Genomic DNA, 23,081 nt, shown 5'->3' with positions numbered 1-23,081 from the left:
ACATATGAAATTCAATTATTATAGTTTGTTGATAGCTATTTTTATAATGTTTAACAATACGGATGTGTTTTCTCAGAATGATCAAAATTTCACAATAATACTTGATGCTGGTCATGGCGGTAAAGATCCGGGAAATTCGTATCATGGTTATACTGAAAAAGACATTGCGCTTAAAACTACTCTTAAAGTCGGTCGTTTTTTGGAAAGAATAGCTGATTTTAAAGTTATTTATACTAGAACTACTGATGTTTTTATCGAGTTAGCTAATAGGCCTAAAATTGCGAATAAAGCGAATGCTAATTTGTTTATTTCTATTCATTGTAATTCAGTAAAAAGTTTTCAGCCCTATGGGACAGAAACTTTTGTAATGGGTTTGTCTCGAAGTGATTTAAATTTAGAGGTTGCCAAAAAAGAAAATTCTGTGATTTTATTAGAGGATAATTTTAAAGACACCTATCAGGGATTTGATCCTAATAAGCCAGAATCCTTAATTGGATTGACCATGCTACAAGAAGAAAATTTAAACAACAGTATCATATTAGCTACTGAGATTCAGGATAATTTCACAAATAATTTGAAAAGAAACTCTAGAGGGATTAAGCAACAGCCGCTGTGGGTATTAGATGCTGTTTATATGCCTAGTGTATTAATTGAACTAGGTTTTTTATCAAATATAGAAGAAGGTGAGTTTTTAAATTCAGATGATGGACAAGACCAAATGGCATTTCAAATAGCAAATGCAATAGTAGAATATAAAAAGAAATATTTTGGAACGGGACCGATTGTAGATAGAGCAGTTGAAAATGGTAATAATTCTACTTTAAGTACTAATAGGTCCACAAGTAATACTATTACTTATAAAGTGCAGCTTTTGGCAAGCTCTAAAAACATACCTTTATTAGCTAGTAATTTCAAAGGATTAAGTAATATAACAAGTACATTTGATAATGAACTGTATCGATACATGTATGGAGAAACATCTAGTCTTGAGCAGGCCAATAAAATGCAAGTTGAAGCTCAAATGGTTGGGTACCCAGACGCATTTGTGGTTAGCAGTAATTAAGATTAAAGTCTTATCATAATAGTTTTGATGTTGGTAAAAAGAATAATTAAATTTGTAAAAAAAATAAATAAATTTTGAAATTGATAAATAGTAATAATGGTAATGCTTTAAAGGTATTATTATTTCTTTCCTTTTTGATTAGTAGCATTTCTTTTGGTCAAAATGCTAACTTTAAAGTTACCCTTGATGCAGGTCACGGTGGACATGATTTTGGCGCTGTGTATAATGGACATGTCGAAAAAAATATTGCTTTAGCAGTTGTACTTAAAGTAGGTAAATTGCTTGAGGCAAATTCTAAAGTGGATGTTATCTATACAAAAAAGACGGATATTTTTGTTGACTTAGTTGAAAGAGCCAATATTGCGAATAGAGCAGATGCAAATATATTTGTTTCTATTCACTGTAATGCCAATAGAAATACTGCTGCAGATGGTACAGAAACCTACGTAATGGGTATGAATAAAATTGCTTCAAATCTTGAGGCGGCTAAAAAAGAGAACTCGGTAATTACATTAGAGAAAGATTACAAAAGAAAATACGAAGGTTTTGATCCTAATTCTCCAGAAACAATGATCGGAATGACTTTGATGCAGGAAGAATATCTGGATAATAGCATTTCATTAGCCAGTAAAATCGAAAATGAATTTGAACGTTTAGGAAAGAGGATCCGTGGTGGAGGTGTTAAACAAGCCCCTTTTATGGTTCTACATAAGGCATACATGCCAAGAGTTTTAGTTGAGATGGGTTTTATATCTAACTATGCTGAAGGAAATAGATTAGACTCAGAGGACGGACAAAATGAAATTGCCGGCGCTATTGCGAATGCAATAATTAGTTATAAAAACGAATATTACGGAACTGGTGGTGCAGAAACTTCTGAAGCTAGACCTTCACAAAGGAATACTGACAGTGCTACTGTTAGTGCAACTCCAGTTAGAACAAAAACGATTACAGAATCAGTAGACAATCGGAAAGTAACTGCTAAACAAGATAGTTCTCAAGTACTCTTCAAAGTTCAAATTTCTGCAAGTGGAAGAAAGATGGATTTACAACCTAGAAATTTCAAAGGTTTGAAAAATATATCGATGGACTATGAGAACAATGTCTATAAGTATATGTACGGTGAAACTGCTGATTATGATGAATCTAAGAATCTTTTAGAGGAAGCTAAGGCAAGAGGATATAACTCTGCTTTTGTGATTGCTTTTAAAAACGGAAAGAAGATAAGCATCCAAGAAGCGATTAAATAATAAGAAGTTCAGTTATTTTATATTAAATTTGTACAAAATACTTACATTTTGAAATTAACAAGAGAAATTAAAACTGCAGTTTTAGTAATTGCATCGATATTATTATTTATTTGGGGGTACAGCTTCTTAAAAGGGAGAGACTTATTAAATAGCTACAAAATATTATATGTCGAATACGAAACAGTGGAGGGATTGACTTCCTCGGCAGCCGTTACACTAAATGGATTGGAAATAGGTAGAGTAGCTAAAATTACGATCAATGAAAATACAGGTAATTTGTTAGTAGAGCTGCAAATTAAATCTGATTTTCCTATTTCAAGGTCAAGTATCGCTGCAATTTATGAGCCTGGTTTTATTGGCGGAAAGCAAATTGCTATAGAGCCTAACTTTAAAGACAAGTCGATTGCATTAAGTGGTGAAAACCTAAAAGGGGAAATTAGATTGGGTCTTACTGATAAAGTAGGGGATAAACTAGTTCCACTTCAAGAAAAACTGGATAAGATTATGGCTAATGCTGATGTACTAATCACAGGAGTCAATAATGTATTAGATAAGAAAGCGCAAGAAGACTTGAGAAGGAGTTTAGCTGAATTAAGCAAGACAATGGAGCAGTTTCATAAAGCGTCCTTGAGTATGAATACTATACTTGATGAAAATAAAACACAGATAAAAGGAGTTGTAACTAATTTCAATAAGATATCAGGTGACTTTTCTAAAATTTCAGATTCTTTAAATAAAGCTGATTTAGGAAAAACAGTGAGAAATCTAAATAAAACATTGGCGAAAGTAGATGGTATTATGAAAGGATTAGAATCTGGAAATGGGACAATGGGTAAATTGTTGAATGATGATGCATTGTATAACAACTTATCCAAAACTTCAAAAGAATTAGAGCTCTTGCTGCAAGATGTGAGACTTTATCCAACACGATATGTAAATGTTTCTCTTTTTGGTAAGAAAAACAAACCGTATAAAGCACCTGAAACTGACACTATTTCAAAAGAAAAAAACTAGCAATTATGAGCTATTTAGACAATATTTTATTTGCCCTATTATTAATTATCGGGTTTGGTTATTTTTTTGCTAACATAAAAAAAATACGAAGAAACATCAATCTTGGTATAGATATCGATAGAAAAGATAATCCTAGTGCCCGCTGGAAAAACATGGCTATGATTGCATTAGGGCAGTCAAAAATGGTAAAAAGACCCGTAGCTGGAGCACTTCATATTGTGGTGTATTTAGGTTTTGTAATTATCAATATTGAATTATTGGAAATTATTATTGACGGTTTATTTGGTACACACCGAGTTTTTGCTTTTTTAGGTCTTACATACGATGTGTTAATCGCATCATTTGAAATATTGGCAGTTTTAGTATTGATTGCGGTTAGTGTTTTCTGGATTAGAAGAAATGTTATAAAATTAAAACGATTCATCAATAAAGATCTAACAGGCTTCCCGAAAAACGATGCTAATTATATTCTTTATTTTGAAGTAGTGTTGATGACCTTGTTCCTATTAATGAACGCAACTGATTTACATTTGCAAAATGTACCTGGAGGCTTTTCTCATTTTATAGTTGCAGGTTCTTTTCCTATTAGCCAATTTATCGAACCGTTATTTAACGGGATGTCAAATGAGTTAGTGATGCTAATTTTTGAGGCATCTTGGTGGTTGCATATTATAGGGATTTTAATTTTCATGAACTATTTATATTTTTCAAAACACCTACACATCTTATTGGCGTTTCCAAACACGTATTTTGCAGATTTAAATCCACAAGGACAGTTTGATAATTTAGAAGCAGTAACTAAAGAAGTTAAAATGATGATGGATCCTAATGCTGATCCGTTTGCTGCTGCGCCGCCTCCTGCAGAGGGTGAGATTCCTGCTAAGTTTGGTGCTAGTGATATTCAGGATTTAAATTGGGTTCAGTTGTTAAATGCATACACCTGTACTGAGTGTGGTCGATGTACTTCTTCTTGTCCTGCAAATATAACAGGTAAAAAGCTGTCTCCTCGCAAGATTATGATGGATACCAGAGATAGAATGGAAGAGGTAGGGAAAAATATTGATGCCAATAAAGGTATTTTTATTCCAGATAACAAAACATTACTTAATGACTATATTACTCCAGAGGAACTTTGGGCTTGTACTTCATGTAATGCATGTGTTGAAGAATGCCCGGTAAATATTAGTCCGTTATCTATCATTATGGATATGCGACGTTACCTAGTTATGGAACAAAGTGCTGCACCAATGCCGTTAAATGCGATGATGACCAATATTGAAAATAATGGAGCACCATGGCAATACAATCAGCAGGACAGATTGAATTGGAAAAACGAAAATTAATTTTGTAAAATTTAGTGGGTATTTGCTTAGCCACTTGTCAAATAACCGGTTAGCCAACTAACTGAATAAAAAAATAAGAAATGTCAGAGAATTTAATAGTGCCAACAATGGCGGAAATGCTAGCCCAAGGAAAACAACCTGAAGTATTGTTTTGGGTGGGTTGTGCAGGAAGTTTTGATGATAGAGCAAAAAAAATAACAAAGGCATTTGTGCGAATTTTAAATCGTGCAAATGTTCCTTTTGCAGTACTTGGTACTGAAGAGAGTTGTACTGGTGATCCGGCAAAAAGAGCTGGAAATGAGTTCTTGTTTCAAATGCAAGCAATGATGAATATTGAAGTTCTGAATGCGTATGAAGCTAAGAAAATAGTTACCGCCTGTCCACATTGTTTTAATACTTTGAAAAATGAATATCCAGAATTAGGAGGGAAGTACGAAGTAGTACATCACACTGAATTCTTGAAATCATTGTTAGATGACGGAAGATTGACAATCGAAGGAGGACAATTTAAAGGAAAACGAATTACTTTTCACGATCCATGTTATTTAGGAAGAGCTAATAATGTTTATGAAGCGCCTAGAGAGCTGATTCAAAAGCTGGACGCCGAGTTAGTAGAAATGAAACGTTCTCGTGCCAATGGATTGTGTTGTGGAGCTGGAGGTGCTCAAATGTTTAAAGATGCAGAACCAGGAAACAAAGAAATTAATGTTGAAAGAACGGAAGACGCTTTAGATACCGAGCCAGAAATAATCGCTGCTGGATGTCCATTTTGTAATACAATGTTGACTGATGGTATTAAAAACAAAGAAAAAGAAGGTGATGTAAAAGTGATGGACATTGCAGAATTAATTGCAAATGCTCAAGATTTATAGAGCTTTAGATATAAAATCTAAAATTCGAAATTTAAAAATAAAACAAAAAAATGTACGTACCATTTGAAGATTTACCGGAAGAATCCAAAATTTGGATCTATCAATCGAATAGAAAATTTTCTGATGCCGAATTTTCTGAAATTGAAACTGATTTACAGGCATTTCTAGAAAATTGGGCTGCACATGGAACAAGTTTAGTCTCTTCTTATCAGCTAAAATACAATAGATTTATTATACTGGCTGTTGATCAAGATGTTCAGACAGCGACCGGTTGTTCTATAGATTCATCTGTTGAATTTATTCAATCTCTGGAAAAGAAATACAATGTTGATCTATTGGACAAAATGAATGTTACTTTTAAGCTAGGAGAGCATATTGCCCATAAGCCATTAATAGATTTTAAAAAAATGGTAAAAGATAAAGCGGTTACTGAAAACACTATCGTTTTTAATAATCTAATTAACAATATTCAGGAATATAATGAATCATGGGAAGTTCCGGCTATTGATAGCTGGCATAGCCGTTTTTTCTAAATATTAAATTATACTTTAATGAAAAATAAAGACATTAGAAACTTATTTCTTTATGTCTTATTTTTTTTTGTAGCAAGCTGTAGTACTACAAAAAAGAATAAGTCAAAAGTTAAATTTGCACATATTCCTACAGCTGTAGATGAATATATAGTAGACAATTCTTTGGATACGGATACGATTCAAGAACCTATTGCTCTATTTACAGAGCGCAAGAAATGGGTAGATAGCGTCTATACAAGTATGACTTTTAGTGAACGTTTAGGGCAGCTTTTTATGGTTGCTGCTTATTCAAATAAAGATAATGCACATGTTAACTCTATTGAAAAATTAATTTCAGATTCAAAAGTTGGCGGGTTGATTTTCTTTCAAGGAGGTCCCGTTAGACAAGCGAAACTAATCAACAGGTTTCAAGCACAATCAAAAATCCCTCTATTTATAGGGAATGATGCTGAATGGGGATTGAGTATGCGTTTAGATTCAACTTATACCTATCCTTGGAACATGACTCTTGGAGCGGTTCAGGATATGAATTTAATTGAAAAAATGGGACTCCAAATAGGAGAACAAAGTAAACGTCTTGGGATACAGTTTAATTTTGGTCCCGTATTGGATATAAACACCAACCCGAAAAACCCTATAATTGGTTTTCGTTCTTTTGGAGAAGATAAATATAATGTGGCTGCAAGAGCTGTAGCCTTGATGAAAGGACTTCAGCATCAAGGAATTTTTGCTACGGGAAAACATTTTCCTGGGCATGGAGATACCGAAACGGATTCGCATAAAGCTCTGCCTACAGTCAATTTTTCTAAGGAAAGATTAGAAGTAATGGAGTTTTACCCTTACAAGCAAATGTTTAAAGAGGGCCTTTCTTCTGTAATGGTCGCTCATTTAAATGTTCCTAGCTTAGAATCTAGACCTAATTATCCTTCTTCTATTTCCTATAATGTAGTGACTACTATTTTAAAAAAGGAGTTAGGCTTTAAGGGGTTGATTTTTACAGATGCTTTGAATATGAAAGCAGCCAGTAATTATAAAAAACCAGGAGAAATAGACTTAGACGCATTTTTAGCTGGAAATGATATTTTATTGTTTCCAGAGAATGTTCCTTTGGCTATTGAAACCTTAAGCAAAGCTTTTCAAGATTCTTTATTTACTGAAAAAAGATTAGAATATTCTGTAAAGAAAATTTTAAAATACAAATACATTGCTGGGCTTAATAGCTTTAAACCCATTGTTACTGATAATTTAGTTACAGATCTTAATAGTTCTAAAAACGATGCATTGCAGTATGAATTATATGAAGATGCATTGACGGTATTAAAGAATGAAGAGACTATATTACCAATAAAGGACTTGCAAAATGAAAAAATTGCCTATGTAAAAATTGGTGATGCTACAAATAGTCGTTTTCTTGCCACCTTAAAAAAGTATACAGAAGTCACTGAAATTTCAGATGCTAATTTAGATAGTTTACAGCTTAAATTAAATAAATTCACAAAGGTAATTATTGGCTACCATACTTCTGATTCTCCTTGGAAGAACTTTGATTTCAGCAAATCAGAATTACAAAAACTAGCTTTTATATCTAGAAATAATAAGGTGATATTAGATGTTTTTGCATCTCCTTATTCTTTGATTCCAGTAGAAAGTTTTAATGATATCAAAGGTGTAGTTCTTTCGTATCAAAACAGCCCGATTGCACAAGAGGTTTCTGCTGAGTTGATTTTTGGTGCTATTGCTGCTAAAGGGAAAATGCCAGTAAGTGTCACGGCAGATTTTACTGCTAATTTTGGACTTTCGACAGAAAAATTGAATGTTTTAGGATTTACATCACCTGAAAATGTGGGTATGAATCCTTTAATTTTAAATAAAATTGAAGCGATAGCGCAAAAAGCAATCAATGGAAAGATGGCTCCTGGAATGCAAATTTTAGTGGCAAGAAAAGGAAAAATCATTTATCAGAAGTCGTTTGGATACCAGACTTATGACAAGAAATCTAAAGTAGCTAATACTGATGTGTATGACGTTGCTTCTTTAACTAAAATCTTATCTACGTTACCCAATGTAATGTTACAATATGATCAGCAGAAAATAAACATGGAAACGAGATTAGACTCCATGCTTCCTGTATTTAGAAATTCAAATAAGAAAGACATACACTTTAAGGAGCTATTGTCGCACTATGCAAGACTGCAACCTTGGATTCCTTTTTATAAAGCTACCGTAGATAAAAAGGGTAACCCTTTAGATAAATATTATAAAAAGATATCAGAGGCACAGTATTCAACAAAAGTAGCTGATAGTCTTTATTTAAGAAATGATTACCATGATACGATTATGAAGTTGATTGCAGACAGTAATTTGCTTCCGCAAAAAAAATACAGGTACAGCGACTTCACTTTCATTATTCTAAAAGAGTATTTAGAAAAACTTACTGGGAAGAAATTAGATGTTTTAAGCACTGAGAACTTTTATAAACCGCTTGGTGCGAATAATACGATGTACAATCCGTTACAAAGAATTGCTAAAAATAGAATTGCTCCAACAGAAATTGACAGCTATTTCCGTCATCAGATTATACAGGGGTATGTTCATGATATGGGAGCTGCAATGGAAGGCGGAATTGGTGGACATGCGGGAATTTTTTCAAATAGTATGGATGTTGCTAAAATAATGCAATTGTATTTACAAAAAGGAAATTACGGGAACAAGCAATATTTCTCTGAAAAAACATTCGATGACTTTAATACCTGTTATTTTTGTTCAGAAGGCAACAGAAGAGGAGTAGGTTTTGATAAGCCGCAGTTGGGAGACAAAGGCCCCACCTGTGGGTGTGCTTCTATGACTAGTTTTGGGCATACTGGATTTACAGGAACAATGGCTTGGGCAGATCCGGAAACCGAAATCGTATATATCTTCTTATCCAATAGGACATTTCCTGGAGATTCAACAAATAAATTATCAAGAGAAAATATTCGAGAAGATATTCAAGAAATAATATATGATGCAATTGAACGGTAATACATTAGTTTAAAGCATATACCTGATTAAAGATTTCTTTTACCATTTTAAAAAATAGCGTTCCTATTTTCCTTAATTTCGTTACATTAAAATAAATACATGAAAATTGCAATAGTTTGTTACCCTACCTTTGGAGGAAGTGGAGTTGTGGCTACAGAGTTAGGGCTAGAATTAGCTCGCCTTGGCCATGAGGTTCATTTCATTACATACAGTCAACCCGTTCGTTTAGCATTGTTAAATCCCAATGTTCACTATCACGAGGTTAATGTTCCTGAATATCCATTGTTTCACTACCAACCTTATGAATTAGCGCTATCGAGCAAACTGGTTGATATGGTTAAACTTTACAAAATAGAAGTGCTACATGTGCATTATGCTATTCCTCACGCATACGCGGGTTATATGGCTAAGCAAATGCTAAAAGATGAAGGAATTGAAATTCCTATGGTGACTACTCTTCACGGAACAGATATTACTTTGGTTGGGAATCATCCTTTTTATAAACCTGCAGTAAGCTTTAGTATCAATAAATCAGACGTGGTGACATCAGTTTCACAGAGTTTGAAAGACGATACCTATAAGCTGTTCAACATAAAAAAAGATATTCATGTCATTCCTAATTTTATAGAGTTAGACAAGAATATTCAAGATCCCAATATTCCATGTCACCGTTCAGTAATGGCTAAAGGTGACGAACGGATAATTACGCATATAAGTAATTTTAGAAAAGTAAAACGAATCCCAGATGTTATCAAAATATTTCATAAAATTCAACAGGAAATCCCTGCTAAATTAATGATGGTAGGTGACGGTCCTGAAAAAGAAAAAGCAGAATACTTATGTCAAGAATTAGGTATTACTGACAAAGTAATCTTTTTTGGAAACAGTAATGAAATTGATAAAATTTTAAGTTACACTGATTTATTTTTATTGCCATCTGAAACAGAAAGTTTCGGTCTCGCAGCATTAGAAGCGATGGCTTGGGGAGTTCCTGTGATCTCTAGTAATTCTGGAGGCTTGTCTGAAGTAAATTTCGAAGGAATTTCTGGTTACTTGAGCGATGTAGGAAATACAGATGAAATGGCTGATAATGCTTTGAGAATTTTAAAAGACAATACTGTTCTTTTAAAATTTAAAGAAAATGCGTTGTCTGTTGCAAAAAAGTTTGACATTAAAAACATTTTGCCTTTGTATGTTGATTTATATCAAAAGGCAATTAAGAAGTATTCGAAAAAAAATAAGTTTTTGAATCAGTCAAAAAAGGAATAACTCTTTGAATAAAATTAAAATATCCCAATGAAAAAAATCAGTTTTTTGTTTATTGTATTTTTGTTAGTATCCTGTGGAGCAAAAGCTACAAAAGTCACTGTAAAAAGACCTTTGTTTGAAGTGTTGACGCAACAATCTGATGGAGGGGGTAACATTCATTTCTACGAGATTTTGACTGAACCAAATGAAATAAAAATGTTGCAGAACGATAAGCAGTTGAAAAATAAGATTACTGCTATCGATGTTCAAAGATCAAATTTTGTTATTTTGAATATGGGTGAAAAAAGTACTGGAGGTTATTCAATAGCGGTTGAAAGTGTTCAGGAAACGGAAAAAAATATAATCATCAATGTAAAAGAGAGTAGTCCGGAGCTAGATGCGATGGTAACTCAAGGTGTTACTTATCCGTTTTGTGTTCTCAAGATTAATTCTAAAAAAGAAATTATTATTAAATAAAAAAATGCCACTATTTCTAGTGGCATTTTTTATATAAACAGTGTAATACTAGAATTGGTATTTAAGACCCAAAGCGATATCAGAACCGTAATTGTTTTTGTAGTAACCATTTCCACCAAACTCTGGTCTGAAATCTAAAGAGATCAACAATGGAATGTCAAAATTATACTCAATTCCTATGTCCCCTGCAGCAAATGCAAATGTATCATTGTAATGAGTGTTGTCTTTATCATAACCATAGCTACCTAAACCACCACCTACACCAGCATACCAGTTGAAACCACCGTCGATGTTCCATACCCATTGGTACAAAGCAGCTAGTTTGATTGCGTTGTCATCATAACCATTATTATTGTAGTCTTTTCTATTTCTCCAACCTAAATCAAGTTCAAGTCTGTTGTTGCTTCCCAAAGCTCTTTGGTAAGTAATTTCAGTTCCGAAACCACCACTGTCTCCTAAACGTAAACCTAATGCATTTTTAGAGATGTCTTGTGCCTGTGTGCTAAATGCTAATCCAATTAACATAAAAGCTGATAAAATAATTTTTTTCATAAATAAATATTTGTTGTTGCAAAGTTACAACGAAATGTGAACGAATAATTTATATTATAATTGTTAATTGTTTCAAAATTCACACCTTATGTTTTGTTAATATATAACATAAGTATTGATTTTCAGTGGTTTGAATTCTTTCTCTGGTTCATTAAAATGGAGTGAATTTTTAATTAAATATTAAAATGGGTTAATTTATTTTGAAAAGAGCACAGTTGAAATTAATTGAGAGCTCAAATTATCTTCCATTTCAAAAAGATTTTCTTCATCTGAAAAATTGGATTCCTGATAATGGTATAATTTCCATCTTTTCTTGTTGTATTCTAAAGCAGTTAAATTTTCGACCCAGTCCCCGGAATTCAAGTATAAGACTGAGCCGTTTTTATTTTCTTTTTTTATAATTTTTGGTTCATGGATATGCCCGCAGATTACATAGTCGTAGTTTTTTTCAATTGCAAGTTCGGTAGCCGTTTCTTCAAAATCTGAAATGTGTTTGACAGCTTTTTTTACACCTGCTTTTATTTTTTTCGAAAAAGAATAAGGTTCTTTACCAATTTTTTTTAAGCTCCAATTAACGAATCGGTTAGAAAGAATGAGATAGTCGTATCCCAATCCACCTAATTTAGCAATCCATTTTGCATGATTTACAGAAGCATCAAAAACATCACCATGGAAAATCCATGCTTTTTTATCATCGATTTCCAATAGTAATTTGTCCACCAATTCAATATTGCCTAGATTTAGATCGCTAAATTTTCGAAGCATTTCATCGTGATTTCCTGTTATGTAGTAGATTTTAGTCCCCTTGGAAGCAAGGCTCATTATTTTTTGAATGATTTTCAAATGAGTTTGAGGAAAATATGATTTTCTGAATTGCCATATATCTATGATGTCACCATTTAGAACTAATATTTTGGGTTTTATTGATGATAGGTACTTATTGAGCTCTACGGCATGACTACCAAAAGTTCCAAGATGTACATCAGAAATTACAACGATTTCCACTTTTCTTTTTTTCAATTGATTCTAATTTGAAGTTTCACAAATTTAGGCATTGGGTGATGGATTCCATTTTATCACATTGTTATGAATTAGTATTAACTATTAACTAAACTTTATCTTTTTATGTTGGGAACTTTGTTATGTAATCCTAATTTTAAATTTTTTACTTTAAGTCATAAAACATATATTTGTTCCAAACTTATTATAATGGCAGGAAATAGCTACGGGACCCTATTTAGAATAACAACTTTTGGAGAATCCCACGGAGAAGCATTAGGTGGAATAATTGATGGATGTCCGTCAGGTATAACACTAGATTTAGAGGCAATTCAACTTGAAATGTCCAGAAGAAAACCAGGTCAATCTGCCATAGTTACGCAACGGAAAGAACCAGATGATGTCCAGTTTTTATCTGGTATTTTTGAGGGGAAAACAACGGGTACACCTATAGGTTTCATTATACCTAATACAAATCAGAAATCAGACGATTACTCTCATATAAAAGATAATTATAGACCCAGTCACGCAGACTATGTTTATGAAAAGAAATATGGTGTTAGAGACTATCGTGGAGGTGGAAGAAGTTCGGCACGTGAAACAGCCAGTAGAGTAGTGGGAGGTGCTATTGCTAAGCAAATGTTGCCAGATATTAAAATTAATGCCTACGTATCTTCAGTAGGACCTATTTTTCTGGAAAAACCCTACCAAGATTTAGACTTTTCGAAAACTGAAAATAATCCTGTTCGTTGTCCTGATGAAGAATCGGCAGTGATAATGGAAGAGTACATACGAGAAATTCGCAAGCAAGGCGATACCGTAGGAGGAACTGTTACCTGTGTGATTCAGAATGTACCAGTTGGTTTAGGAGAGCCAGTTTTTGACAAGCTACATGCTGAGCTTGGTAAAGCAATGCTTTCTATCAATGCCGTTAAAGGATTTGAATATGGAAGTGGATTTTGTGGAGCTAAAATGAAAGGGAGTGAACACAACGATTTATACAATTCAGACGGAACTACAAAAACAAATCTTTCCGGTGGTATTCAAGGTGGAATTAGCAACGGAATGGACATTTATTTCCGAGTGGCTTTTAAACCAGTAGCTACTATCATGCAAAAACAAGAGTCCTTAGATAATCAAGGGAATATTACAGAAATGACAGGAAAAGGACGCCACGATCCATGTGTTGTTCCTCGTGCAGTCCCTATTGTGGAAGCGATGGCAGCAATTGTATTAGCTGACTTTTATTTGATTAACAAAATATATTAAAAACTAATTGAATGGTAACTCCCGTTTAAGGAGGTACTTTTAATGATAAACCAACCCATAAAACCAACCCACAAAACCAAATGAGTTCTACAGAAACACAAAAGAAGTCAATATCATCGAACTTGACTACTCAAATACTAATTGCAATGGTTCTAGGAGCCATTTTAGGAGTTGTAATACACAATTCTATTTCGGCAGAATCAGCCTTATCTTTTAGTAATAAAATAAAAATTCTAGCTACGGTTTTTATTAGATTGGTGCAAATGATTATTGCGCCCTTAGTATTTACCACTTTAGTTGTGGGTATTGCAAAATTAGGAAATGTTAGTGCAGTAGGTAGAATTGGAGGAAAAGCCTTAGGGTGGTTTTTTACAGCTTCTTTAATGTCTCTATTGTTAGGAATGTTTTTCGTAAATGTCCTTGAACCTGGAGTTGGATTGAACTTATCTAATGTTGATTTATCTTCAGCATCAGAAGTTGCGGCTAAAACTCAAAGTATTTCGTTTGAAAATTTCATTGAGCATATTGTTCCTAAAAGTATTTTTGAAGCATTAGCTACGAATGAAATTTTACAAATTGTTGTGTTTTCTATTTTCTTTGGTTTAGCTGCTGCATCAATTGGTGACTACGTTAAACCCGTTGTTACTGCATTGGATAAAATGTCGCATATCATTTTAAAAATGGTAAATTATGTGATGAATTTTGCTCCAATCGGAGTTTTTGGAGCCATTGCTGGAGTTTTTGCAGTTAGGGATTTTCAAGAATTAGCAATCACTTATTTTAAATTTTTCGGTTCGTTTTTAATTGGTATTTCATCACTTTGGATAGTATTAATCCTTGTGGGTTATATTTTTCTAAAAAGTAGAATGACAGTACTGTTAAAAAGAATAGTTAGCCCATTAATTATTGCTTTTGGAACGACAAGTAGCGAAGCAGTTTTTCCAAAATTAACGGAAGAACTAGAGCGTTTTGGAGTAAAAGACAAAATCGTTTCATTTATGTTGCCTTTAGGCTATTCTTTCAATCTTGATGGAAGTATGATGTACATGACTTTTGCCAGTATTTTTATTGCGCAAGCCTATGGAATTCATTTAGATTTGGCAACCCAAATGACCATGTTGCTAGTATTGATGCTTACTAGTAAAGGAATTGCTGGGGTACCAAGAGCGAGTTTAGTTGTTGTGGCCGCTACCTGTGGTATGTTTGATATTCCAATTGAGGGAATCGCTTTGATATTACCGATAGATCATTTTTGCGATATGTTTAGAAGTGCAACAAATGTTTTAGGAAATGCATTAGCTACTTCGGTAGTTGGAAAATGGGAAGAAAATAATGAAATTGATATAGATATAGCACCCTTAGACTAATTGATACTAAAAACTCCTCAAATTTGAGGAGTTTTTTATTTTTGTATATTTGGCTTGACCGCTAAAATTAAAATTTGAATTATGAAAAAACTTGCGATGCATTGGAAAATCTTAATAGGAATGATATTAGGATTACTGTTTGGATTATTAATGAAGAATCTAGAACAAAAAGGAATCGTAGTAGATTGGATTAAACCTTTTGGTACCATTTTTATAAATCTTCTTAAAATGATAGCTGTTCCATTAATAGTGGTTTCATTAATAGTTGGATTAGCGGATTTAAAGGATATTTCAAAATTTTCAAAACTAGGTGGTAGAACGGTATTGTTTTATTTATGTTCGACCGTAATAGCCGTTAGTATTGGATTAGGATTAGCCAATCTAATAAAACCAGGAAGGTATATTAATAAAGAGTCGAGAGAAAGTTTGATTCAAAATTTTTCAGTAGATGCCTCTCAAAAAATACAGATGGCCGAAACTGCTAAAAAGAGTGGTCCGCTTCAACCTTTGATTGATATTGTTCCGGATAATTTTTTCAAGGCGTTGAGTGATAATGGGAGTATGTTGCAAGTTATACTTTTTGTGATCCTTCTTGGTATTGGACTTATTTTAGTCGATGAAAAAAAAGCAAAACCTGTTGTTGATTTTTTTAAAGGATTGAATGAAGTTATTATGAAGATAATTGACATTATAATGCTTTTCTCACCTTATGGTGTTTTTGCTTTAATGGCGTCTTTAATGGTAGAAATCCCTGATTTTAGTACGCTAAGAGCATTAGGAATTTACGGATTGACTGTTGTATTAGGGTTATTTATTATGGCTTTTATTTTTTATCCTACCTTGTTATTGATTTTTGCAAAAGTAAATCCAATAAAATTTTTCAAAGCGATCGCACCTGCCCAATTGTTAGCTTTTTCTACAAGTTCAAGTGCTGCTACATTACCGGTAACCATGGAATGCGTAACAGAACATGTTGGGGTTGATGAAGAAGTGTCCAGTTTTGTATTGCCGCTAGGCGCTACTGTAAATATGGATGGTACGAGTCTCTATCAGGCGGTAGCAGCCATTTTTATTGCTCAGGCAATGCTTCCTAATCCCTTAGACTTAAATACGCAATTAATGATTGTTGTTACGGCAACACTTGCTTCGATAGGATCTGCGGCAGTTCCTAGTGCTGGAATGGTAATGCTTGTTATTGTTTTAGGTCAGGCTGGTATTCCAGAGGCGGGATTAGCACTTATTTTTGCGATTGACAGACCTTTAGATATGTGTCGAACAGTTGTAAACGTGACTAGTGACTCTACTGTCGCTACTATAGTGGCAAAATCAGTAGGGAAATTACACCATCCTAAAGATTTTTAGGTTGAAATTGCCTTATTGATTTTTACCATTAGTCTTATAGGAAAAGCCGTTGTGCGTATTTATATAAAGAGAATCTATCTTTAATAAATATGTCGAACGGCTTTTTATTTTTTTTAAAAATTTATTTGCATGTGTTCATCTATGTTTTTAATTTTAAGTACCAAATTGACTTATAAGATATTTCTTTTTAATAATTTGATGATTTGTTAATATCTATTTAATTTAAATCTTGATACTCAATTATATAAATGTATATTTGGAAACCAAAAAGTAATTTATGCTCCACAGTCGAATACTTTTATTCCTTTTTTTTACGTTAAATATGTTTAGCAATGGTCCTATTGCTAAAACCGACACACTCTCTAGAAAAGCAATTTTAAAATTAACTGCAGAAGCTACGGATAATTTATCTGCATTTAAATTCGAACAATCACTTGCGACCGCAAGAGTGGCATTGCGTTACGCCATAAATAGAAATGATGACTACCTTGTTGCTAAATCATACAATACTATTGCTGCAACTTTTGAAGCACTGTCTGAAGTTGATAAAGCTATTTTTTATTATAAAAAAGGACTGGCTTATGCAGATAAGAGTAGTAATGATACGATCAAGAGTTCGCTAAATAATAACATTGGTAATATATATTGTTTTGAGTTAAATAAACTTGACGAAGGAGTAAATTATTATAAAAAAGCATTAAAATATAGTACTAAAATTGATGATACTAGGGGGATCTATATCACAAAAATGAATATTGCATGGGCTTACTTTTATAGAGGTAATTTTGAAAAAGGGAAACCTTATTTAGATTTTATAAATAAACATCAAAGTGATTATGGTGGTAAAGAGACAATTGTTGCATTAAATATGCTAAATGGTATGTATTATACCAATAAATTAGAATTAGATAAAGCTGATTCCTTTTTTAAAAATGCAATCAGATTAGGAAATGATGGAAATGAGAAATCGGATTTATCTTATGCACATCAAGAGTATGCTAATCTTTTGATGAAAAAAGGAGACTATAAAAAGGCTTATGAAAATTTGGTCGTTTATAATTCGATACGGAAGTTACTTGAAGATTCTGATAAAGTCAAGAGAGCAAATATTGTAGGTGTAAATCTAGAGTTAGATGAATATAAGAGAAAGGTTGATACAATAGAAAATGAAATAAGCTTACAATATATAAGCTTGCAAAAGTCAAGAGTTATTGTGGTACTATTTATTATTGCCTTGACTGTTGTGCTGCTTTTACTTTATAGTGTTTATAAAAATTACAGTTTCAAGAAGAAAATCAATGCGGAGCTCATTATAGCGAATGAAAAATTATTCATTGCAAAAGAGAAAGCGGAAGAAGCTTCTTATTTGAAATCACAGTTCGTGTCGACCATCAGTCATGAACTGCGTACGCCTTTATACGGTGTTGTAGGGATTACAAATATGTTGTTAGACGAGCATAAAGAATTAGCAGATAGCCCTCATTTAAGCTCCCTTAAATTCTCTGCACGTTATTTACTTTCACTTGTAAATGATGTTCTTCAAATTAATAAAATAGAAGAAAATAGAATAGTACTCGAAAGTTTAACGTTCAATATGTCGGATGAAATTAATCTGATTAAGAATTCATTATCATTCATTGCTAAAAGTCATGACAATCATATTAATGTTGTGATTGACCCGTCAATTCCGGAATATTTAATTGGAGATAAATTAAGATTTTCTCAAATTATAATAAATATGGTGAGTAATGCACTAAAGTTTACGAATAACGGGGAAGTGACGATTAAAGCAGATTTAGTTAAAATCGAAAATAAAGCTCATTTTATCGAATTTAACATACAGGATAATGGAGTAGGAATCGCTGAAGAAGATCAAGAAAAAATATTTGATAAATTTGTACAGATAGGAAGAAAAGAAATTGATTATCAAGGTACAGGTTTGGGTTTATCTATTGTTAAACGATTATTAGAATTGTTCAATAGTACCATTTCGCTAAAAAGTAAAATTGGAGAAGGGACAACCTTCACTTTTACCATTGCGTTTGATCATGACCCTGCTAAAAGTATTGATCTCATAAATAAGATTCAGGTTGATTTAACGTCAAGCGAAATATTTAAAATACTTGTGGTGGATGATAACAAGATTAATCAGCTTATCACCAAAAAAATTATTGAAAAAAATAATTACAAATGTATCGTAGTAGATTCAGGAATAGACGCTCTTGAGATACTTGAAAATGAAACCTTTGATATTATATTGATGGATATAAATATGCCATTGATGAATGGATTTGAAACGACTATAAGACTGCGTCAAAAAGGTATAGTTACTCCTGTGATAGCATTAACAGCATTTGATAAAGATGAAATTATTGAAGAGGCGCTTTCAGCTGGAATTAATGACATAATTATCAAGCCTTTTGAGCCAATCCTATTATTTAAAACGATCAATCAGCTCTTGTATGAAGAAAACAAGACTGAGGTGGTGTAGAAGTTTTTTATTTAAATAGGATAAAAGAGAATTGCGAAATCATATTAAACAATCTATAGTTCATATGACTTCGCAATTTCTTTATAAATAAAAACTTTTTCTTATTTGATAGCAATAGTCTTAGCTATATTTTGTTTTTGCCCTTCTTTTTTATCAATTTCAACATGAAGGATGCCGTCTTTATAATTGGCAGTTATTTTATTTTCATCCGCATAGTCTGGGAGACTGAATGATCTGCGGAATGACTGGTAATTAAATTCTTTTCTATAATAATTGTCTTTCTTTCTGGTTTCTTCTTTTTCTTCTTCTTTTTCTGAAGAAATCGAAAGCATATTATTCTCAACTTCAACTTTAAAGTCTTGTTTTTTCAAGCCGGGAGCAGCTAATTCAATTTCAATTTTTTTATCCGTTTCTTTTAAATTTACTGACGGCAAATTGCTACCCATTGAAGCGAGATTTCGATCAGTCCAATCCATCAGATCTAATGGTGCGAAATCATCAAAAAAAGCATCTACTGATGGTAAGAACGGACTTGTAACTACAGGCGAGAAGCCATTTCTTTTCACTAAAGTTTTCATAATTTAAAAGTTTAAAGGTTTGTTAATCATTTAATTAAAATTACAAAAGTAAAATATGTTTCTCAAAAAAATAACACTTAATTAACTCTGTATTAGGGATTTACCTAATAAAAGAAATGCCTTTTACCATAATGGTAAAAGGCATTTCTTACACTTTGATAGCTAGATGTGTAATTTAAATTAGTACCAGCGTTTTTTATTTTGCTTTGAAGCATCTGATTTTCTAGATTTATGGGCACCACCACTTCTATTTGAATTTTTTGGTTTTGTAGATCCTCCCGGAGCTGTTTCAGGATTTCCTGAGTGCCAAGGATAAGGATGATCGCTAACGGTTTTAACGTCAACTTTAATTAATTTTTGAATATCTTTCCAATACCCGTGTTCGTCTTTACTACAAAATGAAATAGCGACTCCACCGTTTCCGGCGCGTCCTGTTCTTCCTATTCGATGAACGTATGTTTCAGGTATGTTTGGCAAATCAAAGTTTATAACATACGGCAATTGATCAATGTCAATTCCACGAGCAGCAATATCAGTTGCTACAAGCACTCCAACTTCTTTATTTTTAAAAGCTTCTAATACACGTTGTCTTGCATTCTGAGATTTGTCACCATGTATGGCTTCAGCTGCAATTCCGTTTTTGCGTAATGCTTTCACAACATTATCTGCACCGTGTTTCGTTCTTGAGAAAACTAACACATCAGATAAGTCTTGATTCTTAATCAAATGATATAGTAAGTTTCTTTTTTCTGTTTTTTCAACAAAATAGACATGTTGTTCTACATTTTCAGCAGTAGATGAAACCGGAGAAACAGTTACTGTTTCTGGGTTTGTTAAAAACATCTCAGCCAGTTCGCGAATTGCGATTGGCATTGTTGCAGAGAAAAATAATGTCTGTCTGTTTTTTGGCGTAAGCTTTACGATTTTTTTTACATCGTTTACAAACCCCATATCAAGCATTTGATCTGCTTCATCAAGTACTAACGCATGCAAATGATCTAAGTCAATAAAACCTTGTTTGTGTAAATCAAGTAACCTTCCGGGAGTTGCGATTAAAATATCAACACCGCTTTTTAAGGCGTCAACCTGCGGATTTTGTGAAACACCTCCAAAAATGGTCAATTGTGTTAAGTTGGTGTATTTTGCATAAGTGTCAAAACTTTGTCCAATTTGGACAGCCAGTTCTCTTGTAGGAGTAACTACTAATGCACGAATTTGCTTGGCTTTCTTTGAAGAACCTACAATACGATGTAATTGGTGTATAATTGGTATGGCAAATGCCGCAGTTTTTCCAGTTCCGGTTTGTGCACAACCTATTAAATCTTTTCCAGCTAATACTAGTGGAATAGATTGTTCTTGAATAGGAGTGGGGTTTGTATAGCCTTGTTCATATACGGCTCTTTGTATACTTTTTGAAAGTGATAAATCTTCGAATAACATATTTTTGAAATTAAATATCCTGTATTAAGTACAAGGATAGTTGTGCAAAGATAGTATTATTATTTTTGATGCTTATTTAATAGCTGAATTCGTCTGGATTCATCCTTGTTTTGACGGGCTTTAAGGTGTGAATTAGTTCGAGTTATTATTAGCTTTTATAAAATCAGTCACCAAGTACCCTATTAACTTACCTATCAAATGGTTGTTTTTTTCTTCTCCTAAGTCGGGCGCACCTTCACATATATGTATGTAAGCTGCATTTTTATTTTTACCGAAAAAAGAAATAAACTGTCTGAGCTCCTCTATTGAGAAACCACTCAAAGTCATGGCGCTGCTCGCAATATTTGGGAGAGCATCTAAATCAATTTCAATTCCGAAAAAATCAGTTTTTATAAATTCAAGCGCACTAAGCATTTCTTGATTAAAATCCTTTTCTTTTCGAATTGCGAGGCTGTCATAAGTATTGTAGCGTACACGATCCTCTGTTTTTTTGATAAGATCTAAAACACTTTTGGAGGTATAGTTTTCATGTAATCCGAAAATAAAATATTTTTTAAGAAAACCCTCTTCGTAAGCGTATGAAAAGCCATTTCCACTATGGCGCCCTTCTAGGATTCTAAAGTCAGAGTGAGCATCAAAGTTAATTGCATTTACTGATTTTCCTTTTGCAAGAGCAGTCCCTTTTATATTACCGTAGGAATTATTGTGACCTCCGCCAATTATTATCGGAGTTTTACCTGATTTAATAATATTAAAAATAATATGAGAAACATCTTTGTCAATTTTTTCAACTAACTGACTCAATTTAGAACGGTCATCAATATCATGGAAATCTAAATGTTCGACTTCTTTCATTTCTTCGCAGACATTAACTTGCCCAAGAACTATGATTTGGTTCCCTTTACAAAAACGATTGTGCTGAATATTGGCAATACTTTTAATTGCTGTGTCCCATGCTGAAGCGGCACCAGGTCTTCCGAAATTTGCTCTTACACCTATGTCTTCTGGGATTCCTACTAAGACATACTTTGCTTCAGAGTTTTGTAAAAAGGTTATAACATCTACTCCTTTGGGTACGGTAAGCATTTTTTCTCCAAATTTTATTTCACCACTTCTGTGATTAGTTATTTTGGCAAGGTCGTTCATTGTAAAAGGCAACAGTTTTTCCATAAAAAGAATAATGTTTTTTTTCAAAAATAATATAATTGTGTTAACTTACGTTATAACTTGAATATATATTGTTAAATTTGAAAAAAAAAATATTTTAAAAATGGAAAATCAAAAAAGTAGTTCAAGTCTGAAGGCGGTTATCGCTGTATTAGCAGTTTTATTAGTAGGAAGCTTAATCTATATCTTTAAAGTTACCTCTGATGTAAAAACAGTTCAAACAGAATTGAAAAGTACAATGACTGATAAAGAAGTAGTCATGAAAGATTTACAAGAATTAAAAGCTACTTATGACGCTGCAATTTCTGAAAACACTTCAATGTCTGATGAGTTGATTCAAGAAAGAGACAAAGTTGTAAGTCTTATGGCTGATTTGAATAAATCGAAAGGGGATGTAGCTTCAATGGCTAAATACAAAAAGCAATTTTTTGCACTTCAAAACAACATGAAAGCTTTAATGGCCGAAAATGAAGGTTTGAAAAAGGAAAACAAAATTGTGACTTCACAACGTGATAGTACAGTAATAGTTCTTGGAGAGTCTAAAAAATACAATGAGGCTTTAGTTGGTCAAAATGAAGAATTAGCAAAAACGGTAGAAAAAGCTTCAAAATTAACTGTTTTGAACATGACAGGTTCGGCGTTTAAAGTAAGAAGTTCAGGAAAACAAATTGAAACAGACAAAGCTAGCAGAGCAGATATGCTTAAAGTTAGTTTTACAATTGCTGCAAATCAAGTGGCAAAATCTGGAGATAAAACATATTATGTTCAAGTTATTGATGGTAAGAATAATGTTTTAGGAGACAAAAAAACGGTAAGTTTTGGTGATGATACTTTAACGTATAGCTTCATGACTACTGTAAAATACGAAAATAAAACAGTTCAGGTTACAGAAAATTTGCCTGGTAAAGATTTTGCAAAAGGGACTTATTATGTAAACGTTTTTGATAAAAATGAAATCGTTTCAAAAACTAGTTTTACTTTGAACTAAGTATAAACTTGTATGTAAAAAAAGAGGAGCTTAATAGCTCCTCTTTT

19 protein-coding genes are annotated in these 23,081 nt (G+C 32.9%); 14 read left to right on the top strand and 5 right to left on the bottom strand.

The genetic code is table 11. From position 1 onward, the window contains the following. Nucleotides 1-4 precede the first annotated feature (4 nt). The 9 genes from AAC069_RS05650 (at nucleotide 5) to AAC069_RS05610 (ending at nucleotide 10,821) form a co-directional block, all read left to right on the top strand. Nucleotides 5-1,063 carry an N-acetylmuramoyl-L-alanine amidase gene (locus AAC069_RS05650; RefSeq protein ID WP_339919510.1) on the top strand — a complete coding sequence of 353 codons (1,059 nt, stop codon included), beginning with the start codon at nucleotides 5-7 and terminating at the stop codon, nucleotides 1,061-1,063. 74 nt (nucleotides 1,064-1,137) lie between these two features. Continuing rightward, nucleotides 1,138-2,313 carry an N-acetylmuramoyl-L-alanine amidase gene (locus AAC069_RS05645; protein ID WP_339919509.1) on the top strand — a complete coding sequence of 392 codons (1,176 nt, stop codon included), beginning with the start codon at nucleotides 1,138-1,140 and terminating at the stop codon, nucleotides 2,311-2,313. Nucleotides 2,314-2,361: 48 nt separating this feature from the next. Beyond that, complete coding sequence (locus AAC069_RS05640; RefSeq protein ID WP_339919508.1) at nucleotides 2,362-3,327, top strand: MlaD family protein; 966 nt, start codon at nucleotides 2,362-2,364, stop codon at nucleotides 3,325-3,327. A gap of 5 nt (nucleotides 3,328-3,332) precedes the next feature. Further along, complete coding sequence (locus tag AAC069_RS05635; RefSeq protein ID WP_339919507.1) at nucleotides 3,333-4,670, top strand: (Fe-S)-binding protein; 1,338 nt, start codon at nucleotides 3,333-3,335, stop codon at nucleotides 4,668-4,670. 80 nt (nucleotides 4,671-4,750) lie between these two features. Further along, nucleotides 4,751-5,542, top strand: coding sequence for a (Fe-S)-binding protein (locus AAC069_RS05630; protein ID WP_091086438.1), 792 nt, complete (start codon nucleotides 4,751-4,753; stop codon nucleotides 5,540-5,542). Between the two features lie 50 nt (nucleotides 5,543-5,592). Next, a complete protein-coding gene (locus AAC069_RS05625; protein WP_091086435.1) occupies nucleotides 5,593-6,075 on the top strand; it encodes an ABC transporter ATPase in 483 nt (160 codons plus the stop codon). 18 nt (nucleotides 6,076-6,093) lie between these two features. After that, a complete protein-coding gene (locus AAC069_RS05620; protein WP_339919506.1) occupies nucleotides 6,094-9,096 on the top strand; it encodes a glycoside hydrolase family 3 N-terminal domain-containing protein in 3,003 nt (1,000 codons plus the stop codon). A gap of 99 nt (nucleotides 9,097-9,195) precedes the next feature. Continuing rightward, nucleotides 9,196-10,365: an N-acetyl-alpha-D-glucosaminyl L-malate synthase BshA gene (bshA, locus tag AAC069_RS05615; RefSeq protein WP_339919505.1), complete on the top strand. Its 1,170-nt coding sequence runs from the start codon at nucleotides 9,196-9,198 to the stop codon at nucleotides 10,363-10,365. Nucleotides 10,366-10,392: 27 nt separating this feature from the next. Then, entirely contained in the window at nucleotides 10,393-10,821 is a 429-nt protein-coding gene (locus AAC069_RS05610) for a protease complex subunit PrcB family protein (protein ID WP_339919504.1), read from the top strand. Between the two features lie 48 nt (nucleotides 10,822-10,869). Here the strand turns inward: AAC069_RS05610 and AAC069_RS05605 are convergent, their stop codons facing one another. Both AAC069_RS05605 and AAC069_RS05600 read right to left on the bottom strand, forming a co-directional pair. Beyond that, nucleotides 10,870-11,373, bottom strand: coding sequence for a hypothetical protein (locus AAC069_RS05605; protein WP_339919503.1), 504 nt, complete (start codon nucleotides 11,371-11,373; stop codon nucleotides 10,870-10,872). A 195-nt stretch (nucleotides 11,374-11,568) separates the two neighbouring features. After that, nucleotides 11,569-12,393, bottom strand: a complete 825-nt coding sequence (locus AAC069_RS05600; protein ID WP_339919502.1) for a UDP-2,3-diacylglucosamine diphosphatase — start codon at nucleotides 12,391-12,393, stop codon at nucleotides 11,569-11,571. Between the two features lie 189 nt (nucleotides 12,394-12,582). Between AAC069_RS05600 and aroC the strand changes: the two genes are divergently transcribed. The 4 genes from aroC (at nucleotide 12,583) to AAC069_RS05580 (ending at nucleotide 18,861) form a co-directional block, all read left to right on the top strand. After that, entirely contained in the window at nucleotides 12,583-13,641 is a 1,059-nt protein-coding gene (gene aroC, locus AAC069_RS05595; RefSeq protein ID WP_339919501.1) for a chorismate synthase, read from the top strand. 80 nt (nucleotides 13,642-13,721) lie between these two features. After that, on the top strand, nucleotides 13,722-15,008 hold the full coding sequence (locus AAC069_RS05590; protein WP_339919500.1) for a dicarboxylate/amino acid:cation symporter: 1,287 nt from the start codon (nucleotides 13,722-13,724) through the stop codon (nucleotides 15,006-15,008). Nucleotides 15,009-15,089: 81 nt separating this feature from the next. Next, complete coding sequence (locus AAC069_RS05585) at nucleotides 15,090-16,370, top strand: dicarboxylate/amino acid:cation symporter (protein WP_339919499.1); 1,281 nt, start codon at nucleotides 15,090-15,092, stop codon at nucleotides 16,368-16,370. Between the two features lie 322 nt (nucleotides 16,371-16,692). After that, on the top strand, nucleotides 16,693-18,861 hold the full coding sequence (locus AAC069_RS05580; RefSeq protein ID WP_339919498.1) for a response regulator: 2,169 nt from the start codon (nucleotides 16,693-16,695) through the stop codon (nucleotides 18,859-18,861). Nucleotides 18,862-18,962: 101 nt separating this feature from the next. Here the strand turns inward: AAC069_RS05580 and AAC069_RS05575 are convergent, their stop codons facing one another. The 3 genes from AAC069_RS05575 to AAC069_RS05565 all read right to left on the bottom strand — a co-directional run bounded on the left by AAC069_RS05575 (nucleotide 18,963) and on the right by AAC069_RS05565 (nucleotide 22,049). Continuing rightward, nucleotides 18,963-19,439, bottom strand: a complete 477-nt coding sequence (locus AAC069_RS05575; RefSeq protein WP_339919497.1) for an Hsp20/alpha crystallin family protein — start codon at nucleotides 19,437-19,439, stop codon at nucleotides 18,963-18,965. Between the two features lie 180 nt (nucleotides 19,440-19,619). Next, complete coding sequence (locus AAC069_RS05570; RefSeq protein WP_091086400.1) at nucleotides 19,620-20,879, bottom strand: DEAD/DEAH box helicase; 1,260 nt, start codon at nucleotides 20,877-20,879, stop codon at nucleotides 19,620-19,622. Nucleotides 20,880-21,011: 132 nt separating this feature from the next. Further along, the gene (locus AAC069_RS05565) at nucleotides 21,012-22,049 is read right to left on the bottom strand and encodes a formimidoylglutamase (RefSeq protein ID WP_339919496.1); all 1,038 of its coding nucleotides are present in this window, start codon (nucleotides 22,047-22,049) and stop codon (nucleotides 21,012-21,014) included. Between the two features lie 100 nt (nucleotides 22,050-22,149). Here AAC069_RS05565 and AAC069_RS05560 point away from each other — a divergent pair, with 100 nt between their 5' ends. Beyond that, nucleotides 22,150-23,034, top strand: a complete 885-nt coding sequence (locus AAC069_RS05560; RefSeq protein ID WP_339919495.1) for a hypothetical protein — start codon at nucleotides 22,150-22,152, stop codon at nucleotides 23,032-23,034. Nucleotides 23,035-23,081 lie beyond the last annotated feature (47 nt).

This window comes from uncultured Flavobacterium sp. (assembly GCF_963974175.1).
In the GTDB taxonomy this organism is placed as follows: domain Bacteria; phylum Bacteroidota; class Bacteroidia; order Flavobacteriales; family Flavobacteriaceae; genus Flavobacterium.
Note: the sequence above shows the minus strand (reverse complement) of the source record. Positions and strands in the feature narration are given on the sequence as shown.